Annotated in this window: 25 protein-coding genes and 1 tRNA gene; 17 read left to right on the top strand and 9 right to left on the bottom strand. The window is 70.4% G+C overall.

The genetic code is table 11. The features are described 5' to 3' along the window. Positions 1–53: 53 nt before the first annotated feature. Positions 54–662, bottom strand: a complete 609-nt coding sequence (locus tag GN153_RS10925; RefSeq protein WP_159902661.1) for a PaaI family thioesterase — start codon at positions 660–662, stop codon at positions 54–56. Positions 663–806: 144 nt separating this feature from the next. Between GN153_RS10925 and GN153_RS10920 the strand changes: the two genes are divergently transcribed. The 4 genes from GN153_RS10920 to GN153_RS10905 all read left to right on the top strand — a co-directional run bounded on the left by GN153_RS10920 (position 807) and on the right by GN153_RS10905 (position 4,265). Then, the gene (locus GN153_RS10920) at positions 807–1,433 is read left to right on the top strand and encodes a class I SAM-dependent methyltransferase (RefSeq protein WP_159902660.1); all 627 of its coding nucleotides are present in this window, start codon (positions 807–809) and stop codon (positions 1,431–1,433) included. A gap of 132 nt (positions 1,434–1,565) precedes the next feature. Beyond that, positions 1,566–1,958 (top strand): hypothetical protein, encoded by a 393-nt coding sequence (locus GN153_RS10915; RefSeq protein ID WP_159902659.1) that lies wholly within the window; start codon positions 1,566–1,568, stop codon positions 1,956–1,958. A gap of 133 nt (positions 1,959–2,091) precedes the next feature. Beyond that, positions 2,092–3,396, top strand: a complete 1,305-nt coding sequence (locus tag GN153_RS10910; RefSeq protein ID WP_159902657.1) for an MFS transporter — start codon at positions 2,092–2,094, stop codon at positions 3,394–3,396. After that, a complete protein-coding gene (locus GN153_RS10905; RefSeq protein ID WP_159902655.1) occupies positions 3,393–4,265 on the top strand; it encodes a polymer-forming cytoskeletal protein in 873 nt (290 codons plus the stop codon). Before GN153_RS10910 ends, GN153_RS10905 begins: the two co-directional genes overlap by 4 nt. Before the next feature lie 50 nt (positions 4,266–4,315). Here the strand turns inward: GN153_RS10905 and GN153_RS10900 are convergent. Both GN153_RS10900 and GN153_RS10895 read right to left on the bottom strand, forming a co-directional pair. Then, positions 4,316–4,421: transfer RNA gene (locus GN153_RS10900), tRNA-Gln, on the bottom strand. Positions 4,422–4,446: 25 nt separating this feature from the next. After that, a complete protein-coding gene (locus GN153_RS10895; RefSeq protein WP_159902653.1) occupies positions 4,447–5,028 on the bottom strand; it encodes a homing endonuclease associated repeat-containing protein in 582 nt (193 codons plus the stop codon). An 81-nt stretch (positions 5,029–5,109) separates the two neighbouring features. On the opposite strand from GN153_RS10895, the gene GN153_RS10890 reads away from it, so the two are divergent. After that, entirely contained in the window at positions 5,110–5,715 is a 606-nt protein-coding gene (locus tag GN153_RS10890) for an IMP cyclohydrolase (protein WP_159902651.1), read from the top strand. Positions 5,716–5,758: 43 nt separating this feature from the next. On the opposite strand, the gene GN153_RS10885 is transcribed toward GN153_RS10890, so the two are convergent. Continuing rightward, a complete protein-coding gene (locus GN153_RS10885; protein WP_201287876.1) occupies positions 5,759–7,063 on the bottom strand; it encodes an MFS transporter in 1,305 nt (434 codons plus the stop codon). A 162-nt stretch (positions 7,064–7,225) separates the two neighbouring features. Between GN153_RS10885 and GN153_RS10880 the strand changes: the two genes are divergently transcribed. Continuing rightward, positions 7,226–7,432, top strand: a complete 207-nt coding sequence (locus tag GN153_RS10880) for a hypothetical protein (RefSeq protein ID WP_159902647.1) — start codon at positions 7,226–7,228, stop codon at positions 7,430–7,432. A gap of 68 nt (positions 7,433–7,500) precedes the next feature. Continuing rightward, positions 7,501–8,463: a D-2-hydroxyacid dehydrogenase gene (locus tag GN153_RS10875; RefSeq protein WP_159902645.1), complete on the top strand. Its 963-nt coding sequence runs from the start codon at positions 7,501–7,503 to the stop codon at positions 8,461–8,463. 53 nt (positions 8,464–8,516) lie between these two features. On the opposite strand, the gene GN153_RS10870 is transcribed toward GN153_RS10875, so the two are convergent. Next, on the bottom strand, positions 8,517–9,137 hold the full coding sequence (locus tag GN153_RS10870) for a histidine phosphatase family protein (RefSeq protein WP_236544794.1): 621 nt from the start codon (positions 9,135–9,137) through the stop codon (positions 8,517–8,519). A 75-nt stretch (positions 9,138–9,212) separates the two neighbouring features. Further along, the gene (locus GN153_RS17880) at positions 9,213–10,793 is read right to left on the bottom strand and encodes a twin-arginine translocase subunit TatC (protein WP_159902643.1); all 1,581 of its coding nucleotides are present in this window, start codon (positions 10,791–10,793) and stop codon (positions 9,213–9,215) included. Between the two features lie 97 nt (positions 10,794–10,890). Here GN153_RS17880 and GN153_RS10860 point away from each other — a divergent pair, with 97 nt between their 5' ends. From GN153_RS10860 to GN153_RS10845, 4 genes are all read left to right on the top strand, one after another. After that, a complete protein-coding gene (locus tag GN153_RS10860; RefSeq protein ID WP_159902641.1) occupies positions 10,891–13,125 on the top strand; it encodes a twin-arginine translocase subunit TatC in 2,235 nt (744 codons plus the stop codon). A gap of 149 nt (positions 13,126–13,274) precedes the next feature. Further along, on the top strand, positions 13,275–13,583 hold the full coding sequence (locus tag GN153_RS10855; protein ID WP_159902639.1) for a putative quinol monooxygenase: 309 nt from the start codon (positions 13,275–13,277) through the stop codon (positions 13,581–13,583). A gap of 149 nt (positions 13,584–13,732) precedes the next feature. Then, on the top strand, positions 13,733–13,909 hold the full coding sequence (locus tag GN153_RS10850; protein WP_159902637.1) for a ribbon-helix-helix domain-containing protein: 177 nt from the start codon (positions 13,733–13,735) through the stop codon (positions 13,907–13,909). After that, positions 13,899–14,621, top strand: coding sequence for a queuosine precursor transporter (locus tag GN153_RS10845; RefSeq protein WP_159902635.1), 723 nt, complete (start codon positions 13,899–13,901; stop codon positions 14,619–14,621). Before GN153_RS10850 ends, GN153_RS10845 begins: the two co-directional genes overlap by 11 nt. Before the next feature lie 30 nt (positions 14,622–14,651). On the opposite strand, the gene GN153_RS10840 is transcribed toward GN153_RS10845, so the two are convergent. Further along, positions 14,652–15,425: an RlmE family RNA methyltransferase gene (locus GN153_RS10840; RefSeq protein WP_159902633.1), complete on the bottom strand. Its 774-nt coding sequence runs from the start codon at positions 15,423–15,425 to the stop codon at positions 14,652–14,654. A gap of 198 nt (positions 15,426–15,623) precedes the next feature. Between GN153_RS10840 and GN153_RS10835 the strand changes: the two genes are divergently transcribed. Beyond that, a complete protein-coding gene (locus tag GN153_RS10835) occupies positions 15,624–15,917 on the top strand; it encodes a UPF0175 family protein (RefSeq protein ID WP_159902631.1) in 294 nt (97 codons plus the stop codon). Beyond that, on the top strand, positions 15,918–16,406 hold the full coding sequence (locus GN153_RS10830) for a hypothetical protein (protein ID WP_159902629.1): 489 nt from the start codon (positions 15,918–15,920) through the stop codon (positions 16,404–16,406). Positions 16,407–16,438: 32 nt separating this feature from the next. Here GN153_RS10830 and GN153_RS10825 read toward each other — a convergent pair whose 3' ends face one another. Continuing rightward, the gene (locus GN153_RS10825) at positions 16,439–18,799 is read right to left on the bottom strand and encodes a heavy metal translocating P-type ATPase (RefSeq protein WP_159902627.1); all 2,361 of its coding nucleotides are present in this window, start codon (positions 18,797–18,799) and stop codon (positions 16,439–16,441) included. A 60-nt stretch (positions 18,800–18,859) separates the two neighbouring features. Further along, the gene (locus GN153_RS10820; RefSeq protein WP_159902625.1) at positions 18,860–19,606 is read right to left on the bottom strand and encodes a helix-turn-helix domain-containing protein; all 747 of its coding nucleotides are present in this window, start codon (positions 19,604–19,606) and stop codon (positions 18,860–18,862) included. 207 nt (positions 19,607–19,813) lie between these two features. Between GN153_RS10820 and GN153_RS10815 the strand changes: the two genes are divergently transcribed. The 4 genes from GN153_RS10815 (at position 19,814) to GN153_RS17815 (ending at position 23,770) form a co-directional block, all read left to right on the top strand. Then, a complete protein-coding gene (locus GN153_RS10815) occupies positions 19,814–20,599 on the top strand; it encodes an ABC transporter ATP-binding protein (RefSeq protein ID WP_159902623.1) in 786 nt (261 codons plus the stop codon). Next, entirely contained in the window at positions 20,592–22,043 is a 1,452-nt protein-coding gene (locus tag GN153_RS10810; RefSeq protein WP_159902621.1) for a hypothetical protein, read from the top strand. The genes GN153_RS10815 and GN153_RS10810 overlap by 8 nt, the downstream gene beginning before the upstream one ends. A gap of 95 nt (positions 22,044–22,138) precedes the next feature. Further along, positions 22,139–23,065, top strand: a complete 927-nt coding sequence (locus tag GN153_RS10805; RefSeq protein WP_159902619.1) for a hypothetical protein — start codon at positions 22,139–22,141, stop codon at positions 23,063–23,065. Positions 23,066–23,119: 54 nt separating this feature from the next. Beyond that, positions 23,120–23,770, top strand: a complete 651-nt coding sequence (locus GN153_RS17815; RefSeq protein WP_159902617.1) for a helix-turn-helix domain-containing protein — start codon at positions 23,120–23,122, stop codon at positions 23,768–23,770. The last annotated feature ends 33 nt before the right edge of the window (positions 23,771–23,803 follow it).

Raw genomic sequence — 23,803 nt, 5'->3', positions numbered from 1 at the left:
GACCGGTCCCCGATACAGCGCAGGACGCAAAACGGTGTCCGGAGGCGAGGCTCTCACTCCCCCCCGCCCCGGTCGCCCCGCAACACCATGTAGGTGGTCGACAGCCGCGCGACCAGTTTCCCCGCCGAGTTGTGGACGTCACACTGGACCATCCCGATGGTCCGGCCGCGGTCGACGACCGTCGCCGTCGCCTCGAGGCGGTCCTCGAAGACCGGCCGCAGGAAGTTGATCTTCAGCTCGATGTTGGTGGTCGACTCCCCCTCGTCGAGGGTCGTCATGAACGCGAAGGCGGTGGTCGTGTCCGCGAGCGCGGTGATGACCCCGCCCTGGACCGGGCCGCCGCGGTTGGCGTGGCGGCTGCTCGCCTCCATCGAGAGGGTCGCCTCGCCGTCACCGACCGACTCCACCTCCCAGCCCAGCAGGCTGCCGACCGGGGAGTCCGACAGCGGCCCGAGCGGCGGCACGTCGATGGGTTCCTCGGCCTCGCCGGCCCGGCGCGTCTCGGCGGCGGCGGCCGCCTCCCGGACGCGCAACTCCCGCTCGAGCGCCCCCGCGAGCACCCCCTCGGGGTCGTCACCGAGCGCCTGCAGCCTGTCGTACTCGGCGTCGGAAAGCGACAGTTCCACCGTGTGTGTTCCGCCGTCCTCGTCGGTGTCGGCCATGCTCCCCCGCTACACCGGGTCGGCAGTTGTACGTTGGGACTCCGGCAGTCGTGCCGGACGGGACCACCGCGCCGGGACGGCACCGCCCGGTGGCGTCGAACGGGGATCCGTGACTTTAGCCGTGTGGGGGTCGTCGGGAGGAGTATGGACCCGGAGGAGACCCACCGCAGCTGGGCCGAGCGCTCGGGGGAGTTCTCCCCGACCTACTACGCCGAGATCGGGCCGAACGAAGTGAGCGAGACGCTCGCTGACGTGCTCTCGTACTACGCCGACGAGAGTGCGGCGGTCCTCGAAGTCGGCTGTAGCTCCGGGCGCCACCTCGCCCACCTTCTGGACAGCGGCTTCGAGAACCTCACCGGCGTCGACATCAACGACGAATCCTTCGAGGTGATGGCGGAGTACTACCCCGAGCTGGCCGAGACCGGTACCTTCCACACCGGTGCCCTCGAGGAGGTCGTCCCCGGGTTCGGGGACGGCCAGTTCGACGTCATCTACTCGGTGGAGACGCTCCAGCACGTCCACCCCGACAACGAGTGGGTGTTCGAGGAACTGGTGCGGGTCACGGACGACCTGCTCGTCACCGCCGAAAACGAGGGTAACAGCCCCGAGCGCGGCCGCCCGGGCAACGACGTGAGCTGCGTCCGCGACGACTTCCCGCTGTACTACCGTGACTGGGAGGCGGTGTTCTCCGGGCTGGGGCTCGCCCAGCTGGTCTGTGAACCCGGCAAGCGCGACACCGTCCGCGTCTTCCGGGCACCAACAGGCCACTGACGAACGCCCGGCGGTCCATGCTGGGAGATGTGCGACCGCACACGTGAGTGAACCTCAAGCGTCCCATCCCGCATTCCGACCGCCGCCGAGTGGGCCCGAACACATAATATCAATTGAAGTGAATACCTGGACATGAACGCCAAGACGCTCGGGCTGGCCCTGGCAGCCGGGACCGCCGCGTTCCTGCTCGTCGGCGTCGCCGTGACCGAGTTCGCCCAGCCGTGGGTCGAGTTCTCCCTGCTGCTCGGTATTCCGGCAGGGGTCGCTGCCGGCGCGTTCGCCGCGGCCGGGGTGTACCTGGGGCTGGCCGGCGAGGCGCCAGCCCGACGCCAGCGGGTCGCGGGAGCCTTCGGCGGATTCGGCGCCGTCTTTCTGTTCGCCCTCGTCGCCCTCGCCGGTCTGTTCAGGGTCGGGATCACCCTCGCGCTCGGGGTCGCCTTCGCTGTTGGGCTCGCCGCCGGAGTGGGCGCGTACCTCCGCGGACCGGCGGGCACCGAACCGGGCAGTGCTGCAGGCCCTCGCTGACCGGTGAACTCGAACCGCCAGGGGGAGCCCGGCACACGACCCGCGAGCCAGGATAGCGACGCCGTCCCGACCGGACACGCCCCCATCGCCTTTTATTACGTCTCGCTAACAAGAAGTGATACGGCGACCCCACATGGAGTTCGTCAGGCACGTCCGGGAGGGTCGGTGGACGACGGCGTTCGGGTACGTGCTGTTCGTCGCGCTGATGGTCGCCGGCTACTACTACAACATCACCTTCGTCCAGCTCGGGCTCATCGACCTCGGGACCCGCCTCGTCGGCCTCTCCGAGACGGCGGTGTCGGCGTGGATGGCCGTCCTCGCGCTGAGTACGCTCGTCGTCGCGGTCGCGACCGGCGTGGCGATGGACCGGGGCGGGTGGAACACCGCGCTCCGGACGAAACTCCGGGTGCTGTTCGGCGTCGTCTGTCTCCAGCTGGTGCTCACGCTCGTCGCCCCAAACGTTCGCTCGGTGTCCGCGTTCGGCGCCTGGGTCGTCGCCGCGTCGGTCGGGCTCGGGGTCGGCTTCCCCGTCTCGTTCTCGCTTGCTATCGACCTCGTCCCGGTCCCCGACCGCGGGTACGTCGCCGCCGCGGTCACGGCCATCGCCTACTTCGTCGCGAACGCGGTCCCGCTCTCGTGGTCGGTCGACGTCTTCAGCCGGGTGATGGTCGCCGCGATGGTCCCCGGTGCGCTCGTCCTCGGGGTGCTCTCGTTCGCCCGGGTCGACCGGCTGGACGCCCTGCTCGCCGAGCTGGGGACACAGCACCGCGCGTTCGGGACCGGCCGGTTCTGTCACCCCGAGATCCGGACACGGAGTCTCGCGTTCGTGGTACCCGTGGCCCTCATGTTCGGCGTGTTCTTCATCGACAGCCTGGGCTTTCTGCGGATCATCGACACCCCGTCGCTGCTCCTCAGTTCGTGGCAGTCCCCGGAGCTCTCGACGCGGCTGTTCATCGCCGTCGCGCACGTCGTCGGCGCGGTGATGGCCGGCGTCATCTACGTCAACTACTCGCTGTCCCGCGTGTTCCTCTGGACGTTCGCGCTGTTCGCGCTGACACACGTGCTTTACACCTCGGACCTGCGGCTCGCCGCGGTCTTCCCGTCGCTCGCGCAGGGGGGCGCGTCACCGCTCAACCCCGCCGTCTACGCGGTCGCGGTGAGCTTCTACACGACGCTGAACTTCGCCCTCTGGCCGGACCTCTCGACCGCGAGCACGGTCGGCACGCGGTCGGCGGTCGGCATCGGCGTCGCCGGCTGGCTGGCCACGTTCACGAGCACGGCGCTGGCGCTGTACTTCCAGGCGGCCGAGTTGACCCTCCTGTCACACCTCAACGTCGTCCAGGCGCTGTCCCTGCTGCTGCTGTTCGGCCTCGCGGTCGGGCTGTACGCCCACCGGATGGTCGAACTCGTTCGCGACGGGGGTGAGTCGGCGACGTGAGCCCGACCGACGCGATCCCGCTTCTGGTCGTCGTCCTGCTCATGATTTCGGTCGGTGGCGGCGAGGTCCAGCAGCTGTCGGTGACGTTCCAGGGGGACACCAGCCTCGAGACCCTCCAGGACGTGCACGTGGTCGCCGGCGGAACGACCACCGTGCCCGTCGGAAGCACTGTCAGCGGGGACGTCTACGCCATCGGCGGGACCACGCGGGTCGAGGGGGCGGTCGACGGCGACGTGACGCTGCTTGCCGGCAATCTCTCCGTCGCCGACGGGGCGACGGTGACCGGAACCGTCCAGACCATCGCCGGGGACTCGGTAGTCGCCGACGGCGCGACGGTCGGACGCGTCTCCGAGTTCGCGGCGCCGGTGCCGTCCGATTCCCCGGGCCAGCGGGTCGGCGGGTTCCTGCTGCAGTTTCTCGTGCTCGGAGCCATCGGGTGGTGGCTGGTCGGCCGCCACCCGGCCCTGCTCGAGAACGCCGGCAGCGCGGTCACGGACCACACGCTCGTCAGCGGCGTCGTCGGCGCTCTCGGGGCGGCGACGCTGCTGGTCCTGTTCGTGTACATGGCGTTCACCCTCGTGTTGATCCCGGTCGCTATCGTCGGGCTCGTCGCCGAATTCCTGGTCGTGGTCTACGGCCAGGTGGTCTTCGGCTACCTGGTCGGCACGCGCGTCCCGGTCGAGCGGGTGCAGGTCGCCACGGTTGCGGGGGTCGGGGTGTTCCTGGTCGCGCTGGAAGTTCTGGGGATGGTTCCCTACGTCGGGGGCCTCGTGCAGCTCGGGGTCGCTGCCGTCGGGTTCGGTGCCGTCCTGAACACCTACTTCGGCCTCAAGCGGTTCGAGCCCGTGACGATTCCAGAGGAGGGATGAGAGAGGGGCTCGAACGGTCCTGCCGGTCGGGGTTTCGGCGTCCAGAGTCATAGTCCCGGGAAGATTCGAACTTCCGTCGCGAGCCGTTTCCGCGCGGGAGAGGTGTTCTCGCCACGCTCCAGAAGCTCGCAGGATTGGCCGCTACCCCACGGGACTCTACATCACTCTTCGCGCTTTGCAACTAAACCCTGTCGCTTTCTGGCCGCGTCGGCGGTTCGTAGTGTTCCTTCCGGTGGCAATTCGCGCAGAGGACGACACATCGCTCCATCTCCGCACGGATGTTCTCCTTCGAGTGGCCACGGTTCGCGCGCCGGGAGACGCTGAACTCCTTGTCGGTCCCGTCGGGGTGATGAAACTCCAGACAGCCCGGGTGCTCCTCCCCGCACTCGCGACACTCGCAGTTGTCCCGTTTGTACTCGTAGACCCAGCGGACGAGTTCCCGTCGTCGCCGTCGCTTTCGCTCCCGCGAGTGGTCGAGGTTCTTCCGGTACCACCGCTGGTGTCCCGAGAGCGCTTCCCACTCCTCGTCGGTGAGGTCGACGTGGTCAGGCTTGGGACCCACCTCGGTTCCGCCGAACTGTCCGGCGTCGTACGTCTCCAGCCCGGCGCGCTCTTTGGCCTCGTTCCAGCCGCCACAGACACGGAGGATCGTCGACGCGGCGGGGGTCAGTCCCAGGTCCTCGTACTGCGCTTTGGTGGGCGACTCGCCCAGTTCCCGCGCGGCCGCCCGGAGCGCCGCCAGACAGTCTTCCTCGGTCGCCATGCCGACGCTGGGGCCGCCTCTGTACTTGAACGCTGTCCGGCAACCGACACCGATTTGCCCGCCGGCCGGCCAGTCGGGGGTATGTACGTCGGACGCTTCCTCGTGGTCGCGCCGGAGGTGGGCGCCTACCGCGTCTCCTCCCGGTCCTTCCCGAACCGCCGGGCCGTCGAACGCGACGGCGCCGTGACCGTCGAGCCGACGCCCGAGGCCCCGCCCAGTGACAACTCCTACATCTCCTACAACTGCCTGCGCCGGACCGACCGCGGGGTCGTGGTCGGCAACGGCTCCCACGTCGACCCCGTCGCCGAGAAACTCGCGCTCGGGACGCCGGCACGCGACGCCCTGGCGGGCCCGCTCGCGGCACTGGATTTCGAGAAGGACGACTACGACACCCCCCGGATCGCCGGTATCGTCGGGCTGACCGACGACCCCGCGGTCGACGAGGAGCCCGGTGCACTGGTGGGGACGGTCCGGCGGGACGCCCTGCTCGTCGAGCGGGTGACGGAGCCGACGCTCGTGGCGACCTACGAGCGTGACAGTCCGGAGCCGTTCGAGCTCGCGGCGACCGAGGCGGCGGGGGCGGCCCGGGAGCTGTACGAGCACCCCTTCGAGCACGCGGTCTGTGCGGCGGGTGTCTCCTTGACCGGCGAGGGGTTCGAGACCGCGGTCGTCAACGGCAGCGAGTAGCCGGCCGAGCGAGGCAGGCGCGGGGCCAGCAGACCGTCGACACTCAGGCGGTGTCGGAGACGACGTCGGTGACGTCGTACCGGAGCAGCGGGACCGCGACGATGGCCATGGTGGCGACGACGGCGGCCCCGTAGAGGTAGTAGCTGGTCCGGTAGCCCGGCCAGACCTCGACCATCGGCACCGCGAGCAGCGGGCCCAGCACCAGGCCGACGTCGCCCATCACATTGTAGACGCTGCCCATCCGGCCGATCTCGCTGCCGGGGGTGATGTCCCCGAGGATGGCGAGCAGGGCGGGGCCGGAGCCGCCGGTGCCGATGCCGACGAGCGCGACGCCGAGAAACAGCGCCTCGAGCGTGGGAAAGAGCCCGAGCAATGCGAGGCCGGCTGCCATGGCGACGAAGGCGGGGACGGTGATGACGACGCGGTTGTCAAGCCGGTCCGAGACCCGACCGGCGAGGACCATCGTCACCGAGGAGGAGAAGACGCCGGTCGCCAGCACCACGCCGCTGATGCCGCCCCCGGAGAGGCCGTACAGTTGCATGTTCGAGGCGGTGGCGTAGGAGGCGACCGTCGAGAGCAACACCCCACCGAACATGAAGCGGATGGTCATGTTGCCGACCCCGAGCGGGAAGATGCGGGGCTCGCGCCGGAGCATCGCCGGGATGTCCCGCAGCCGGGCCTGCTGGTCGGTCTCGGCTTTCACCTCGGGGAGGACGAGCGAGGCGACGACCCCGGCGACGAAGGCGAGCACGCCGGCGATCAGGAAGGCGGCCTCGGCGCTGTAGATGTCGGCGACCAGCCCCCCGAGCACGAGCCCGGTCGGGAAGCCGAGCGACTGGCCGCCGCGCAGGTAGCCCAGCCACCGGCCGCGGTTGTCGCTGGTGGTGACGTGGGTGATCGTCGCGAACGCCCCGAGGAAGACGAAGGCGCTCCCGATCCCCCACATCGCCCGTGCGAGCACGAAGACGACCCCGGGGTAGGAGACCGGCCCCAGCCCCGGGACCGTGAACACGCCCGGCGGGGTGTAGAGCCCGAGCACGTACCCGAACGGACCCAGCGCCTGGACGAACAGGCCGACGATCATCGGCCGGCGGGCGCCGTACCTGTCGATGATGTTGCCCGCGGGCGTGTTCATCAGCAGCCGGGAGATCCGGTTGGCGCTGAGGATGATCCCCAGCATCAGCGACGAGATACCCAGGATCCGGTCCAGAAGCGGGAGGGTGGGGAAGGCGACGCCGGTCGCGACCCCGCCGAACAGGACCCCGGCGATGATCGCCAGCGCGATCGTCCGGATCTCGCCCTCGGTGTACGTCGTCTCGTCGGTCGCCGTCGAGTCTGTACCTGACACCGTGTGTGCTCCCCCGGGGAGGGTCGAGTCCGGCTTCACGCACGACGACATTAACTGTTGTCTCTCGCTCCCGTCTCGCTGCCTTCCGGCACGTATCGGTCACCCCCGGACCGGTGCTGCCGGAACCTGACGACTGATATGCGAGGCCTCCGAAGACGCGGTATGGAGCAGACGAGCTTCCAGTGTGAGCGGTGCGGGACGGAGTTCCCGATGGCCACCGACCACACGGAGATCGTCCGCCGGGACTTCGTCGACCGACCCCGGCCCTCCCGCGTCGAGCGGCTCTGTCCGGACTGCTGGGAGACCTACGTCGAGGACTTCCTCGACGAGGACTTCGGTGCGGTGCTCGCGGGCTACCGACGCGAGTGAGCGGCGGCCCGCGGCGGACTACCCGTCCCGTCACAAGCGCTTTCCGGCCGTCGGTCGTGGAGCCGGACATGGCGGACCCGACCGTACTCGTCTCCCACACCGTCGACGCCGGCTACTGGTCCGACGTCGATGACTTCCGCACCGAGATCGAGGCCCGGGTCCCGGCGGTCGACCTCCGGGTCGCTCGCACACCCCCGGAGACGCGCGACCTCGCCGGCGAGGCCGACGCCCTGCTCGCCACCTACGTGTCGACGGACCTGCTCGATGCCGCGCCGGACCTGCGGTGGATCCAGGCGCTGTCCTCGGGCGTCGATTTCCTTGACCTGGAGGCCATCGAGGAGCAGGGGATCGCGCTGACCAACGCCGCGGGGGTCCACGCCGAGCCCATCGCCGAGCAGGTGCTGGGCTACCTGCTGACCTTCGAACGGGGGATCCACACGGGGATCCGGCAACAGGAGGAGGGGGTCTGGCAGCGCTACAGCGGCGGCGAGATCCGGGGGAAGACGCTCGGTATCGTCGGCCTGGGGGCCATCGGGAGCCGCGCGGCGGAGTACGCGGGGGCGTTCGGGATGACCGTGGTCGGGACGAAACGCGACCCCGACACAGTGCCGGAGGCCGTCGACGAGGTCTACCCACCCGACGGCCTGTTCGAGGTGCTCGGGCGGTCGGACTACGTGGTGCTGTCCTGTCCGCTGACGCCGGAGACCCGCGGGCTGGTCGGCCGCGAGGAGCTGGGCGCGATGCAGGGTGATGCGGTGCTGGTCAACGTCGCCCGCGGCGAGGTCGTCGACGAGGACGCCCTGGTCTATGCGCTCCAGCAGGGCGGCATCCGGGGCGCTGCGCTGGACGTCTTCGAGGAGGAGCCCCTGCCCCCGGAGTCGCCGCTGTGGGACCTGCCGAACGTCGTGGTCACGCCGCACATGGCCGGCTCGACCCCCCACAAGTTCGAGCGGATCGCCGGGATATTCGCGGCAAACTACGAGGCCTTCGCCGACGGCCGGCTGGAGGAGTTGAGAAACCGGGTCGTCTGAGCGGACGGCGTCGGCCACAGCCGCCCGCGAGGACCTCGCGAGTCGCGTCCCCGCTAGTCGGCGACGACGGTCTCGTTGTCCCGTGCGACGCGCATCTCCGCGGGCGTCGGGCCGCGGAACTCCGTGACGCTACAGTTCGAGAGCGAGCGGGTCTTGCTCGCCAGCAGGTCCGTCCCGGTGACGGCGCTGTAGACCATCTGGACGGGGCCGCCGTGGGTCACCACGAGAACGGTCTCGCCGGCGGCGTCGACACAGAGCCGGCCGAAGGCGTCGAGCACCCGCTCGCGCAGGTCGACGATGCTCTCCCCGCCCTCCGGGCGCGCCTCCAGCGAGAGAAAGCCGTTTGCGTAGTCGAACTCGGGGTGGCGCGCGAACAGTTCCTCGCGGGTGAAGCCCTGGTAGCGGCCCAGCCCCCGCTCGCGCCAGCCGGGGTCGAAGGTCGGCTCGGGTGCGACGCCGGCATCGCGGATGTGGGCGGTCGTCTCCCGGACCCGCTGGATGTCCGAGGAGACGACCCGGTCGAAGTCGTACTCGCTGGCGAGGTGCGTGCCGACCCGGCGGGCCTGTCCGCGACCCCGCTCGTTCAGGGAGACGTGTGCCCACCCCTGCATCCGGCTCGTCCGGTTCCACTCCGTCTCGCCGTGCCGGACGGCGACGACTGTGGTTTCGCTCACGTCCCCCCGGTGGCGGGCGGAGGATATCTACCTTGTCCCTGGCCTCCCGGAGGGTAGCTCCGGGCCGGGGTCGGGTCACCGCCCGGTCCACCGCAGCAACAGCAGCGTCCCCTCGAAGAGGAGGACCATGGTGAGCGCGACGATGAAGGGGGCCATCCCGGTCGGGTCGGGGCTGAAGATGAAGGCGATACCGGCGAAGGCCGCCCAGAAGTAGAGTCGCCGCGACTCCAGCCACCGGCGGCTGGTCACGCCCAGCAGGATAGCGAGCATCACGAACAGCGGGATCTGGAAGATCAGCGCGAACATCCCCAGCATCAGGATGATCAGGTTGAACGTCTCGGCGAGCCCGAAGGCGATGTTGGCGACGGGTTCGGAGTAGCCCAGGAAGTAGGTGAAGATGACGGGCAGGACGAGGAAGTACGCGAAGCCGATCCCGACCGCCGCCAGCACGAGGCTGGTCGGCACCGACGAGAGGTAGTAGCGGCGCTCGTTGGGGAACAGTCCGGGACGCATGAACAGGTAGGTCTGGTAGACGAACACGGGCAGGCCGACGACGAAGCCGGCCAGCGAGGCCATCTTCAGCCGCGCGAGCACGAGCGCGAGCGGCTGATAGATCCGGGGACAGGCCGCGTCGGTCGCCGCGGGACCCGGGGCCCCGGCAGTCAGGGTCGCGTTCCGGACCGTCCCGTTGGGGAAGGTGGCCTGGATGACGGTCCCGTTGGGGTAGCTGCGGTTCAGAAGCGTCGGGTCCGGCACGACTCCGCGGAGGGCCGTCCCGTTGGGGAAGGTGGCCTGGAGGGCGGTCCAGTCCGGCGCGTTCGCGAAGGTACCGGTGGCGTTGACTGTCCCGTTGCTCGCGTTGGCCGCCGCGGCCGCGAGCGGCCGGCAGGCCTCGACCGACCCCGGCAGGAAGGAGTACCACAGGAAGTTGATCAGCCGGTCGGCGAAGGGGAAGGCGACGGCGCTGACCAGCGCCATCACCACGATGACGACCGCAAGCCGGCGGACCATCTCCTCGATGTGGGCCGCGAGCGGCATCTCCTCGTCGTCGGGGGCCCCGCCGCCGCCACCGAGGACGCCACCGCCGTCGTCGCCGCCGGACCCGCCGGCGGCACCCACGCCGGCGCCGGCGGCACCGGCGGCGGGAACCTCCGCACCGACGCCCTCCTCCGGGTCCACGTCCTCCGGAGCCGGCGCGTCGCTGGGGCGTGCCCCGCCCGGGGCGTCCGGCACGTCGTCCGGACTCGGGCTCGCGATAGGTTGGTCGTCTGCCGTTCGGTCCCCGTCGTCCGCCTCCGGAACCTCGGGTGGGCCCGGCGTCTCGCCGGTCACCGACCCCGGGTCCTCGGCCCCCTCGGGCATCTCCCACCCGTTCCACTCGGTCGGGGTGTCGTCCTCGCCGTCGCTGGCGTCAGCCCCCGGTTCGTCGTCCGCTCCGGGGCCGCCGTCGTCTCCGGACTCCCCGTCGTCTTCGGGGCTCGTCTCGTCGGAGTCCCGTTCCCGTGACTGCTCGCCTTCCTCGTCGTGGTCGTCGGGATCGGGGTCGTGTGTCGGCTCCCCGTCCGACGTGGGACCCTCGTCGTCGTCGTGTCCGTCCGGGTCCCCGGCCGGTCCGTCGGGCGAACCGGCGTCCTCGTCGGGGTCCCCCTCGGTCATCGGGCGGCGGTTTGCGAGCGCCGCTTGTAAGCCTTCTCTTGCGCCCCGGGCGCGACGCAATAGATTGATAACGCACAGCCGGCAAGCCAGGACGAGAATGTCGGGTGCGCTCGACGAGGACACGGTCCGCACGGTCAATCGCGGTCGCGAGACCGTCGGTGCGGTGCTGTCCTCGGCACAGAGCCACCTCAAGAAAGTCTTCATCCTCTTCGTGCTCGTGCTCGTCGGGACCATCTGGGCGCTCCAGACGTTCGTCTGGGACCTGCTCAAGCAGGACCTGCTCTACGAGCAGATGGACCTGACGACCGCCGAGGCCACCGAGATCGTCGCGGTCACACCCTTCGACGTCATCCTGCTGCAGGTCAAAGTCGGGATCATCATCGGCGCAGTCGTCTCCCTGCCGGTGCTTCTGTACTACTCGCGGGGCGCGCTGCAGCGGCGGGGCTTCTGGCCGGACGAGCCGGTCGCCCGCTGGAAGCTCGTCGCGGCCGGCGGGCTCGCGCTGGCGCTGTTCGCCGGCGGGCTGGCCTACGGCTACGAGCTCTTTTTCCCGCTGATGTTCAACTTTCTGGCGGAGAACGCCGTTCAGGCGGGCTTCAGCCCCACCTACTCCATCGTCAAGTGGACGGAGTTCATCCTCTTTCTGACCCTCTCCTTCGGCCTGGCGGCACAGCTCCCCCTCGCGATGAGCGGCCTGGCCCTGCTCGGGGTGGTCCGCTACGAGACGTTCCGCGACAAGTGGCGCTACGCCATCCTGGGCATCTTCGTCATGGGAGCGCTGTTCTCCCCGCCGGACCCCTTCACCCAGATCATGTGGGCGGTCCCGCTGGTGACGCTGTACGCCTTCAGCCTCGGCGTGACAAAGTTCGTCGTGCTCACGGCCCGGGCAGGGGCGAACGTCCCGGTCCGGGCCGTGGTCCGCGACCGCTGGAACGTCCTCGCGGGCGTCCTCGTGCTCGCCGGCGGGGGGGCCTACGCGTACCTCACCCGGGGCGGGCTCGAGGCCACCAACGGCCTGCTCGCCCGGATCGGGTCGAACTACCGGTTCCCCACGGCGGGCGAACTCGGCGTCGCCGGGCTCTCGCCGGCCGCCAGTGCGGCCGCTCTCGCCGCCGTGGTCGCGCTGTTCGCCGGGCTGGTAACCCTCTTCTATCTCCGCATCAAGGCCCTGGAGTCTCACGCCGCCGGCGCGGACGCGCTCGGCCCCGGCGACGTTCCCGACGCCGAGGCGACCGCCGAGGAGACCGCCGCCAGCGTCGGCGAACCGGCGAACATCGACATCGACGCGCTGAGCGCACCGGCGGTTCGGGCGGCCCCGCCGGAGGCCTTCGCCGACCTCTCGGAGGGGGAGGCGCTGGAACACGCCGAGCGCGCGATGGAGGATGGCGACGCCGAGAAGGCCGAACTCATCCTCGAGCGGTTCGACGAGGCCGAGGAGCTCGAACCCGAGGCGGAGGCCGACGGGGAAGAGGAGGAGACGTCGAACCCCATCACCTCGACGGCGGCGGGGATGGCCGACGCGTTCACCGAAGACGAGACCACCGAGGACGACATCGGCGGCTACTACTACGACATCCGCTTCATCCTCGACTCGCTGACCTCGAAGGCTATCTGGATCGTCGCGGTGTTCATGGCCGTCCTGGGGGGTTCGTTCATCTACCTCTACTCCGGCGGGATCGGCGACATCAGGGACGCCTTCCTCAGCAGCATGCCCCCGGAGCTGGCAGCGGAGGTGGACATCGTCACCCTCCACCCCGTCGAGGCGCTCATCTTCGAGGTGAAGTTCTCGGCGCTTCTGGCCGTCGTGGCCGTTATCCCCCTCGTCGTCTACTTCGCGTGGCCGGCCATCGAACAGCGGGGGATCACGACCGGCAACCGCAGCATCCTGGGCGTCTGGGGCGGGACGATCATCCTCGCGCTGGTCGGCGGCACGCTGCTTGGGTTCTTCTACATCGCGCCCGCCATCATCGGCTTCCTGGCGACGGACGCGCTGACCTCCGCGATGGTGATCGCCTACCGGGTCAACAACTTCGGCTGGCTCGTCATCTTCACCACTGTCGGGGTCGGGGTCCTCGTCGAGATCCCCGTGACGATGATCCTCTTTCACCGCGGCCGGATCGTCTCCTACACCACGATGCGCAAACACTGGCGGGTGGTCGTGCTCGGCTTCTTCGCCGTCGGCGGCCTCGTCTCCCCGAAGGGCGTGTTCACGATGCTCATCCTCGCCATCCCCGCGTCCTTCGCCTACGGGATCGGGCTCGGGCTGCTGTGGCTGTACACCCGCATCACGGGCACCCGCACGCCCAAGGCCAAAGGCGAGGCCGCGGACTGACACCGGTGCCGCCAGCCGTCGCGACGGCCGGCAGTTCGCCCCGGCCCGTCGCGGCGGGCCGGACCGGGACGCGGGCCGGCGGACTGGCGGGTCGGGCGGCCGCTTGGACCCACGCCTTTTTCGTGGTGCCCCGCGACGGTCGGGACGCAATGCTCGTCATCCACGCCAGCATGCCGCTGGACCCCGAACACCGCGAAGAGGCACTCGAGCACATCCGTGACCTGGCCGAGACGGTCCGTGAGGAGGAACCGGGCGTCCTCGACTACCGCGCGACGACGGACGTCAACGACCCCAACGTCGTCCGCTTTTTCGAGCGCTACGAGGACGAACAGGCCCTGGCCGCCCACTCCCAGACCGACCACTACCAGGCCTTCGCGGAGGCGCTGCCGGGGTGGCTGGCCGGCGAGCCCGAGGTGGTGCGGTTCGACGTCGACGAGATGTCCGAACTGGACCTGTGACCGGCCCCACACCCCGGTAGCCCGAAAGCGGTGCTGTTTTGCCATCGGCCGGGATATTCTCCGGCGATGACTGTGCGAGCATCAGAGCCGAACGCCGGTGGCGTCGCCCGGAGAGCCTGCGACCGCGGTTCCCGGGGGAGGTGAGCCGAGTGCCCAAAATCAGCGTCGAGGTGCCACGCGAGCTGCTGGAGGACCTCGACGAGCACGTCGGCGAGGACGGGAAGTTCGTCAACCGCAGCGAGGCGGTCCGGGCCTCGGTCCGGAAGACCCTCGACATCCTCGACGAGGTCGACGCCCGCCACGGCCGGCTCGACGATGACGAGTGAGGAGTCGCCCACAAGCGGGGGACGGCTCCCGGTCCCGCAGCTGGGGCTGGTGGCGCTTTTCGTCACCGCGTTGGTCACCTCCCAGGTGACCGCCGCGAAGCTCGTCGGGGTGGAACTGCCAGTTGCGCTCCCGCTGGCGGGCGAGACGCTGCTCGTGCCGGCGGCCGCCTTCGCCTACGCGGTGACCTTCTTCGCCTCGGACTGTTATGCCGAACTCTACGGCCGGAAGGCGGCAACCAGGCTGGTGAACGTCGCCTTCCTGATGAACTTCGTCCTCTTGGGGCTGGTCTGGCTGGCCATCGCGGCCCCGGTGTTCGCACCGGCATCGCCGGTCGAACAGGCCCCCTTCGCGCGGGTGCTCGGCGCGAGTACGGGCATCGTGGCCGGGAGCCTGCTGGCCTACCTCGTCAGCCAGCACTGGGACGTGTTCGTCTTCCACCGGATCCGGGCGTACACCGGCGGCGAGCGGCTGTGGCTGCGCAACCTCGGCTCGACGCTCACGAGCCAGTTCATCGACACGGTCATCTTCATCACCGTCGCCTTCGTCGTCTTCCAGGGACTCCCGCCCGGGGAGGCGATCGGCCTGATCGTCGGCCAGTACGTCGTCAAGGTCGGGGTGGCCGTGCTCGACACCCCCTTCGTCTACGCCGTCGTGGCCGCGGTGCGCGCTCGCGAGGACGGGCCGGCCCCGGCGGCAGGGATAGGCGACTGACGGCGGTCACGACGCGGGGCCGGCGAGACGTTACTCCACCCGCTCGGCGAAGCCGTACCGCGGTTTCACGTCCGTCACTGCCACCTCGACGGTCTCGCCGGGGTCGGCGCCGGGGACAAAGAGCGTAAAGCCGTCGACCTTCGCGACGCCGTCGCCGTCCTCCCCCTCGTCGACCACGTCGACGGTCAGCCGGTCGCCGGTCCGGACGGGTGCGGTCAGGCGGTTCTTCGCGACGAGATACAGCTCCGAGGAGGAGTCCCGCGAGGCGTCGGGGCGGACCTGGCGGACGTACTCGAACTCCCCCTCCATGTCGGCCTGGAGGTCGTCGAGGTCGCGGCCGTCGAAGACCTTCACGGCGAGGTCCCCGCCCGCTTCCAGGAGGTCCTCGGCGATAGAGAAAGCCTGCCGGGCGAGGTGGACCGAGCGGGCGTGGTCGAGGTCGTACTCGCCGGTCATGTTCGGCGCCATGTCCGAGAGGACGACGTCGGCCTCGCCGCCGACGGCCTCGCGGACCCGCGCGACGGTCTCCTCGTCGGTGATGTCGCCGCGGACGTACTCGACCGTCGCTGCGGGCTCCTCCAGCGGGTCGATGGACTGGCGGTCGACGCCGACCACCCGGCCGCGTTCGCCCACCCGCTCGGCGGCGACCTGGAGCCACCCGCCCGGCGCGGCCCCGAGGTCGACCACCGTCCGGCCCTCCCCCAGCAGGCCGGCAGTCTCGTCGAGCTGCTGGAGCTTGTAGGCCGACCGGGCGCGGTAGCCCTGCTGTTTGGCCTTGTTGTAGTATTCGTCTTTTCCGGACATGGTCACCTCGCCGGAACTCTGAACGTGGGTCGGGCGGAGACGGTCACCGAACTCGGAGTCATACCGGAACGCACGCCACGGAACCGGAAAGGGACATCGAAGAGTGCCGGACCCGAACTCACCCCCTCTCGGTGCGACCACGGGCGTTCCCGACTGCCGTTACAGCTATGGCGTATCGTAACGTACTCGGTCGTAACGATGAAGACGGTGACCACGCGCATCCCGGAGGACGACGAGGAGGCACTCGCCGAACTCGAGGAGGAGATGAGTGCCGACCGGTCGGAGGTACTTCGGCGTCTCATCCGCCAGGGGCTGGACGATTGGCGCAAGGAACGGGCGCTCGACCAGCTCCGCGACCACAGCATCACGCTCCGGAGGGCGGCGGAACTCGCAGACGTCCCGTATGTCGAGATGCTGACCCTCGCCGCCGAGGAGGGCATCGACGTCGGATACACGACCGACGATCTCGAGCGCGACCTCGACCGCATGTAGATGGTTGTCGTCGACTCTTCCGCGCTGATTCCGCTCGCGTGGGTCGGCCGGCTCGACCTCATCCCGACCGCCTTCGACGAGATTCGAACGACTGAGGAGGTACGAGAGGAAGTCCTCGCCGAGGGAAAGCGTGGTACCGTGACACTCGAGAAGTTTCTGGCGGACGTTGCCGTTCACGACACGCCGGCCCGGGCCGCGGAGGTTGCGTCGATGGAGGGGATCGCGGTGGCCGACGCGTCCGTGATCCTGCTGGCGGAGGCCGACGAGGAGGTCCTCCTCGCCAACGACAGGGGACTGGTCGAGGTCGCCCGGAGCCACGGCGTCGACTGTTGGTGGGTGACGACGCTGTTGCTCAGTTGTACCAAGAACGGTGACCTGACGGCGGACGGGGCGACCGACCTCCTGTACGACCTCGTGGACGAGGGGATGAACCTGCATCCGAAGGTCTACTCGCAGGTGCAAAAGCGGCTCCGCGAGCTCGGGGACTGACCGGGAGAACCCGCTCCGTCATCCCGCCGGATTCAGGCACCGAAAAGCCGGTCGGGCTTCATCCGCGACAGCCGCATCGCGTTGCCGGTCACGCCGAGGCTCATCCCCATGTCGCCGACGACGACCGCGAGGGCGACGCTCACCAGTCCCAGCGGGACGCCGAGCGCGAGCAGTGCCTTCACGCCGAGGCTCCCCCAGATGTTCTGACGGATCACGCCGTTTGCCTTGTGCGACAGCGCGTAGAGGTACGGCAGCTTGCCGATGTCGTCGCCCATCAGCGCGATGTCGGCAGTCTCGAGGGCGGTGTCCGTCCCCGCGGCACCCATCGCGACCCCGACGTCGGCGGTCGCCAGCGCGGGCGCGTCGTTGATCCCGTCGCCGACCATCGCGACCTCGCCGTACTCCGCCTGCAGCGCCTCCACGGCGTCGACCTTCTCGTCGGGAAGCAGTTCGGCGCGGTACTCGTCGACGCCGACGCGCTCGGCGATGGCGCGGGCCGTCCCCTCGTTGTCGCCGGTCAGCATCACCACGTGCGCGACGCCGAGGTCGTGCAGCCGCTCGACCGCCCGCTCGGCGCCCGCTCGCACCTCGTCGGCGATGGCGACGATACCGACCAGTTCGGTGTCCGTCCCCACGAGGACGACCGTCTTCCCCTCGGCCTCGAACCGGGAGAGTGCGCCGCTCTCGATGTCGGCGCAGTCCTCGCGCTCGCACTCGTCGGCCACCTCGGCGGCCGCGCCACCGTCGGTACGGAGGTGGGCGTGAGACAGGTCAAAACCCAGTTCCTCGAAGAGGGCAGGTTTGCCCGCGTAGTACGTCTCGCCGTCGACAGCCGCGCGGATCCCCTTCCCGGTGATGCTCTCGAACGTCTCGACCGGCGGCAGGTCGCCGACGTCTTCGTCTTCGGCCCGGGCGAGGACCGCTTGGGCGATAGGGTGTTCGCTGCGCCGCTCGAGCGCGGCCGCGTACCGGAGTACCTCCTCGTCGCTCGCACCGTCGAGCGCCACCACGTCCGTGACGGCGAGTTCGCCCTTCGTGAGGGTGCCCGTCTTGTCGAGGGCGATAGCGTCCACGTCGCCCATCGCTTCGAGGTGGTTGCCGCCCTTGACCAGGACGCCGTTCCTGGCGGCGCTGGTGATCCCCGACACCACGGAGACGGGCGTCGAGATGACGAACGCACACGGGCAGGCGATCACCAGCAGGGTGAGTCCGCGGATGAACCACGTCTGCCAGCTCCCGGTGAAGGTGTGCGAGAGGCCGGCGAGACTGACGGTGGCTCCCCCGCTGATGAGCAGCGGCGGGAGCGCGGCGGTCAGGAGCGCCAGGACGACGACCGTCGGGGTGTAGTAGCCCGCGAACCGGTCGACGAACTGCTCTTTCTCCGTTTTCTTCTCCTGTGCGCCCTGCACCATCTCGATGACCTGCGAGAGCGTCGACTCCGAGGCGGGCGCGGTGACCTCGAACTCGAGATACCCTTCCTCGGTGATGCTGCCGGCGTACACCTCGTCGCCGACGGTCTTGTCGACGGGGACGCTCTCGCCGGTGATCGGCGATTCGTCGACGGCGCTCCCGCCCTCGACGACGGTGCCGTCGAGCGGTATCTCTTCGCCGGGGCGGACGACCACGGTCTCGCCGACCTCGACCTCGTCGGCGGGGACGGTCACCTCGTCCCCATCGCGGCGGACGGTGGCCTCGTCGGGCGACAGCTCCATCAGTTCGCGCAGGGAGTCACGCGCCCTGTCCATCGCGTAGTCCTCCAGCAACTCGGCGATGCTGAACAGGACCGCCAGCGTCGCGGCCTCGACGAAGTAGCCGATACCGGTCGCGGCGATGATCGCCGTCCCCATCAGCAGGTCGATGTCGAGGCTCAGGTTTCTCGCCGAGTAGTAGCCGCCGCGGACGACCGGGTAGCCGCTGACGGCAGTCGCGCCGAGAAACAGGACGTCGGCGAGGTGGAGGGGGTAGTCGAGAACGGTCGCCACGGAGACGTTCTGCCCGGTGAGGACGAACTCGAAGAGGAGGCCGAGTACGACCAACACCGCACCGGTCCACGTCTTGAGGGCGCGCGGACTCGTCCAGATCTCCGACGGGGGCGCGACCTCCGGACCGGCATCCGACGACGCGTCGTCCCCGCCGACGACCTCGTAGCCCGCGTTCTCGATGGCCCGGACGACGTCGGCCTCGGCGACGCGGTCGGAGTCGTAGGTGACGGTGGCCGTGCCGGTGGTCGGCTGGAGCGTGGCGTCGACGACGCCGTCGACGCGCTGGAGGCTCCTGTCGACCTTCTGTGCACACGAGGGACAGTCCATCTCGGGGACGGCGAGGCGGGCAGTCAGCTCCCGTCGCTGTCCGCCCCCGCCCGTCTGCCCCGCGGCGTCCGGGTTCTCTGTCATCACGTGGGGGTAGGAACGGGAGTTCGATATCTCTTTGTTGGAATATTCCAAACCGGGACCTCAGAGCGAGACCGGCGGCTCCTCGACCCCCTCGCCTGCGACGTGCTGTTTCGCCAGCTGCTCCTCCGCCCGCCGGAGTCGGTAGGTGAGCGTCGACCGCGGGACGCCGAGGTGCTCGGCCAGCTCGCCGACGTCGACCTCCCGCGGGGACTCGTAGTAGCCGTGCTCGACGGCGGCACGGAGCGCGGCCTCCTGTGCCGGGGACAGCCCGCTCGGGCCCCCCTCGCCCGCCCCTGCCGGTGCGCTCGTCTCCGCGGTTCGGAGCATCTCCATCCGGGCGCACTCCCCGACGGCCGCCTCGAGGTCGTCGAAAAACGCCGTCACGTCGCCCTCGCCGGAGTGGATGAGCCGCCACGTGTAGTGGCGGCCCTCGTGGCGGGTCTCGAACAGCACCCCGTCGCCGAGGTGGTCGCGGGCGATGTGGGGAACGGATTCGCAGGTGGGCGTCCGCTCCCAGTGGGAGTACAGGACGAGCGTGTCGTCGGTCCGGTCGAGGACGCGGGTCGTCTGGGTCGCGCCGCAGTCCTCGGCCGCGAGACAGTCCGCGTAGTAGTCGCTGTTGAGGAATGCATCTTCGACCGCTTCGAGGGACTCGGGGGTCCCGGTCGCGTGGTCGACGCGCCAGAGGCTGTCGGCAGTCGCGTGCAGCGAGAGCGAGCGGACCCGGACGGCCGGGTGGTCGGCGAGGGTGTCCGCCACCCGGTTACAGCCGGGGGTGTACTCGAGGGCGAAGACGAGTTCGCGCATGGGCGCTCTTGGCGCCGGCGAGGCATAACACGTCGGGCCGCCGAGGGCCGGCCCCTGTCGCCGTCAGCCCGCGACGCGAGCCAGGAGGGAGAGGCCACGGGTCGTTACGGCTGGTGGGCGACACGCGCTTCGGCGCCGCCGGCGACGCCGGCTCTGTGGAGACGCGTGTTTTTATATCGGCCCCGGCCCGACGCTACCGGAAGTACCGTGCCGGCGATCCAGACCGACTCCCTGCGGAAGGCGTACGGGGACGTGACCGCGCTCGACGGGCTCTCGCTCTCGGTGGCGGAGGGCGAGCTGTTCGGGCTGCTCGGCCCCAACGGCGCCGGCAAGACCACCACGATGGAGGTGCTGACCGGTCAGGTCGACCCCGACGGCGGAACGGCGAGCGTCCTGGGCGTCGACCCCGTCGCGGAGCCGACGGCGGCCCGCGAGGGAGTGGGGATCCTCCCCGAGAAGGAGTCCCCGCCCAGCTTCATGACGCCGCGGGAGTACTTCCGGTTCGTCGGCGCCGTCCGCGGGCTCCCCGACGAGACCGTCGACGAGCGGGTCGAAACCTGGGCCGACCGGCTCGACGTCGCCGGGAAGCTCGACACCCTCGCGACCGACCTCTCCCGGGGACAACAGCAGAAGGTGATGGTCGCCGCCGCCTTCCTCCACGAGCCCGCCCTCGTGTTCATCGACGAGCCGCTGGCGAACCTCGACCCCATCGCACAGGAGGGGGTCAAGCGGTTCCTGTCGGGCTACCGGGAGGCCGGCAACACGGTCGTCCTCTCGACACACGACGTGAGCGTGGCCGCGGAGCTGTGCACCCGGGTGGGGGTCGTCCACGGCGGCGACCTCGTCAGGGAGGTCCGACCCGCCGACCTCGATGACGGGACGACGCTGCTCGACGTGTTCATGGACGCCGTCGGAGTGGGGGCCGACGGTGCGGTTGAGGCGGGACGGGACGACATCGGGGCCAAGCGGACGGAGGACGCGACTCATGACTGACGGGCGGACCCGCCGGGTGTTCGTCGAGATGTTCCGCGAGGAGTGGCGCCTGCACAGCCGGCTGTTCGGCGGCGGCCGGTTCGCGGCGTTCCCGCTGCTCGTGGCCGCGCTCGTGGCGGCGACGACCGAACTGCTCGTCGTCACCGGCACCGCCCCCGACACCGTCTTCGCGGGGCTCCACGCACTGGCCTTGGTCTTCGGGCTCCACACCGGCTCTATCGGCCTCGTCGGCCGGGACGCGCTCCGGGGACTGCTGGGCGACCTGACGCTTCTGGTCTTCTCGGCCCGGACGCTGCCGCTCTCCCGGGGGCGGCTGCTCGGCGTCTTCGTCGTCAAGGACGTCGTCTACTACACGGCGCTGTTCCTGCTGCCGATGGCGCTCGGCACGCTGCCGGCCGTGCTCGCGGGGGAAGGTGGGGCGACTGCCGGCGCCGCCGGGGCTGGCGGGGTCGCGACATCGGTCCTGCTGGTGTGGGCGACGCTGACGCTGACCTTCGTGCTCGGCATCGGGGCGACGCTTGCCGGCTTGGGGCTGTCCCGGCTGGGGCTGCCGGGCTGGGCGGGCCTCGCGGCCGCCGGCGCCGCGGCCGGGGCCGCGTGGGTCGGCGGGGTCGACGTCGTCGCCTACACGCCCTACGGCGTCTTCCTCGCGCCGGCGCTCCCGCGGGCCGCCGGGGCGGCCGCCCTCGTCGCCGCGGTCTTTCTGGTCGGCGCGCTCACCTTCGGACCGACGACCCGGCCGGAGACCCGCACCGTCGGACCGGCCTTCCGGCGCTGGCTGGGGCGGGTCGGCGACCCCGTCGCGGCGAAAACCCTGCTCGACGTCCACCGCAGCGCCGGCGGGGTGGGAAAAGTGCTCTTCTCCGGCGCCATCCTCTTTGGCGTCACCGCCGCGCTCGTCGACCTCGCCGGCCGGATCACCGGCGTCTCCCCCTCGGTCGGCGTCTCCTTCGGGGCCGTCCTCGGCCTCTCGGGCTTCACGACCTACAACTGGCTGACGCAGGCCGAGGACGTCGACTCCTACCTCGCCCACCCCCTGGGCGTGGGCGACGTGTTCGCGGGGAAGCTCCGGGCGTTTCTCCTGCTCGGGCCGCTGGTCGGACTGGGCTTTTACGCGCTGGCGCTGGCCTGGCGCGGGGGCCCGCCCCTGGAGGCGGCCGTCGGTGCCGCCCTGCTCGTCGGCGTGGCCTGCTACATCTTCGGCGTGACCGTCTACCTGACCGGGCTCTCCCCCGACGAGTTCCTCTTCGACACCGCCCTCTACGCGGTCTTCGGGGCCGCCATGGTCGTCCCGCTGGTGCCCGTGCTCCTCGTGGGGTTTGCCGTCGACCTGTCCCCGCCGGTGCTGGCTGGGCTGGCCGCCGGGAGCCTGCTGCTGGGAGCGGTCGGCCTCGGACTGTTCCGGCGGTCGGTCCCGAGGTGGGAGCGCCGCTACCGGGAGTGAGCGGCGGCGCACGGTGACAGGCAGCGGTCGGTCGTACTTAAACGGGCGGAACCTGCCGCCTGAACGGTCTTACTCGGTCGGTCCAACTGGGCCACATGAGCGACGCGGCGACGGGAGCCACACACGACCCGGCCGACGCAGCCACCGACCGTCCCCGGGGCGGGATCGACGTCTTCGACTCGCTGCTGGTCCGCCAGCCGGTCCGGCCCGGCGAGACCGGGGCCGTCCGGGACCTGATCGCGGAGTGGGCACGGGAACACAGCGACGGCGACGCCCGGACGCTGCTGCCGGTCGCGGGCGTCAATCTGGTCACCCTCTTTCTGGACCGGGGCGGGTTCGGCGTCGGCGGGCCGGGCGGCGACGCCGGTAGCGGCGAAGACGCCCTCGTCTGGTACGTGGAGGTGGCGGACGACGACGACGGGCCGTGGACCGACCCCGGCGCGGCAGTGAGGGGATCGCCGCTGTTCGCCGCGGGGCTGGAGGGGCTGCTCGAGGATTCGGGCACCGTCTACGCCGATGGCCGGGACGGCTGCCGGCTGGTGACCCACGCCACGAACCCCCACCGGAGCGAGCGGTACGTGGAGGCCGTCGGACCCCCCCTGGTCGCGCCCGTCGCCGGCGAGGAGCTGCCGGTCCCGGTCGTCGTGGTGTCAGTTCCACTGAGACCGGGACTGCGGAGCCGGGTCGTCGCCCGCCTGGTCGACGTCGGGAACTGGCTGAAGCGGTTCGGCCGCGTCCACGCCTGGCTCCGCGACCAGACCGACACCCTGGAAGCGGAGGCGATGTACACCGAGTCGCTCCTGCTCGAGCCCGTCGGGAACCGGCTCGTCCTGCACTACTACATGGAGGCCGAGGACATGGACCGCCTCTACGAGGCCTACGAGGCCTCGGACAACTGGGAAGTGCGGTTCTCGGACTGGGCGATGCGGCGGGTCTTCGAGGACCCCGGGGAGGTTCTGACGCCGCCCCTGGAGTCCGACTGCGAGGTGCTGGTCCACGCCGTCGACCCCGACCGCCCCTGAACGCGAAGCTCCACCGGCCCTGAACGTGAAGGTCGCTCGCGCCCACCACGGCGTATGCACACGGCCCGCGTCGCGCTGGAGATCCCGGAGGAGTACCTCCACCCGATGCACGCCTTCGTCTGCGAGTCCCCGGCAGTCGACCGCGAGACGATCCTCGAACGCGACGCCCGGGGCGAGGTGACGACCCTGCTGCTGTACGTCGACGGCGACCGCGAGGCCTACGAGCGGCGCCTGCGTGCGGTCCCGCAGGTCGAGGAGTGGACCACGGAGGGCGACGGCGGCGAGGGCTTTTATCTCTACGTCCGGACGGACCTCCGCGAGCGCGAGGCGGGCTACCGGGAGGCGCTCGACCGGGACTCGGTGCTGGTCGTCCCGCCGGTCGAACTCCGAGCGGACCGGACAGTCCGGCAGACGATGGTCGGCCACAGCGACCAGCTCACCGCGGCCCTGGAGGGGCTCCCCGGGGAGGTCGGCGTCGAGGTCCTCCGGACGGGGTCCTACGAGCGCGAGGACGGCGCACCGCTGAGCGGGCGCCAGCGCGAGGCGGTCCGGGCGGCCTGGGCGGCTGGCTACTACGACTTGCCCCGGACCGGCGGGCTGGCCGACGTGGCCGACAGGCTGGGGTGTGGCACGTCGACCGCCTCGGACCTGCTCCGGCGGGCCGAGCGCCGGCTGGTCGCGGCGGCCCTCGGCGAGCGGGGCTGAGCCGATGACAGCACTGCCGTAGCGGCGCGCACG

Source organism: Salinirussus salinus, assembly GCF_009831455.1.
In the GTDB taxonomy this organism is placed as follows: Archaea; Halobacteriota; Halobacteria; order Halobacteriales; family Haloarculaceae; genus Salinirussus; species Salinirussus salinus.
The sequence above is the reverse complement of the archived record's forward strand: the minus strand, read 5'-3'. Positions and strand labels throughout refer to the sequence as shown.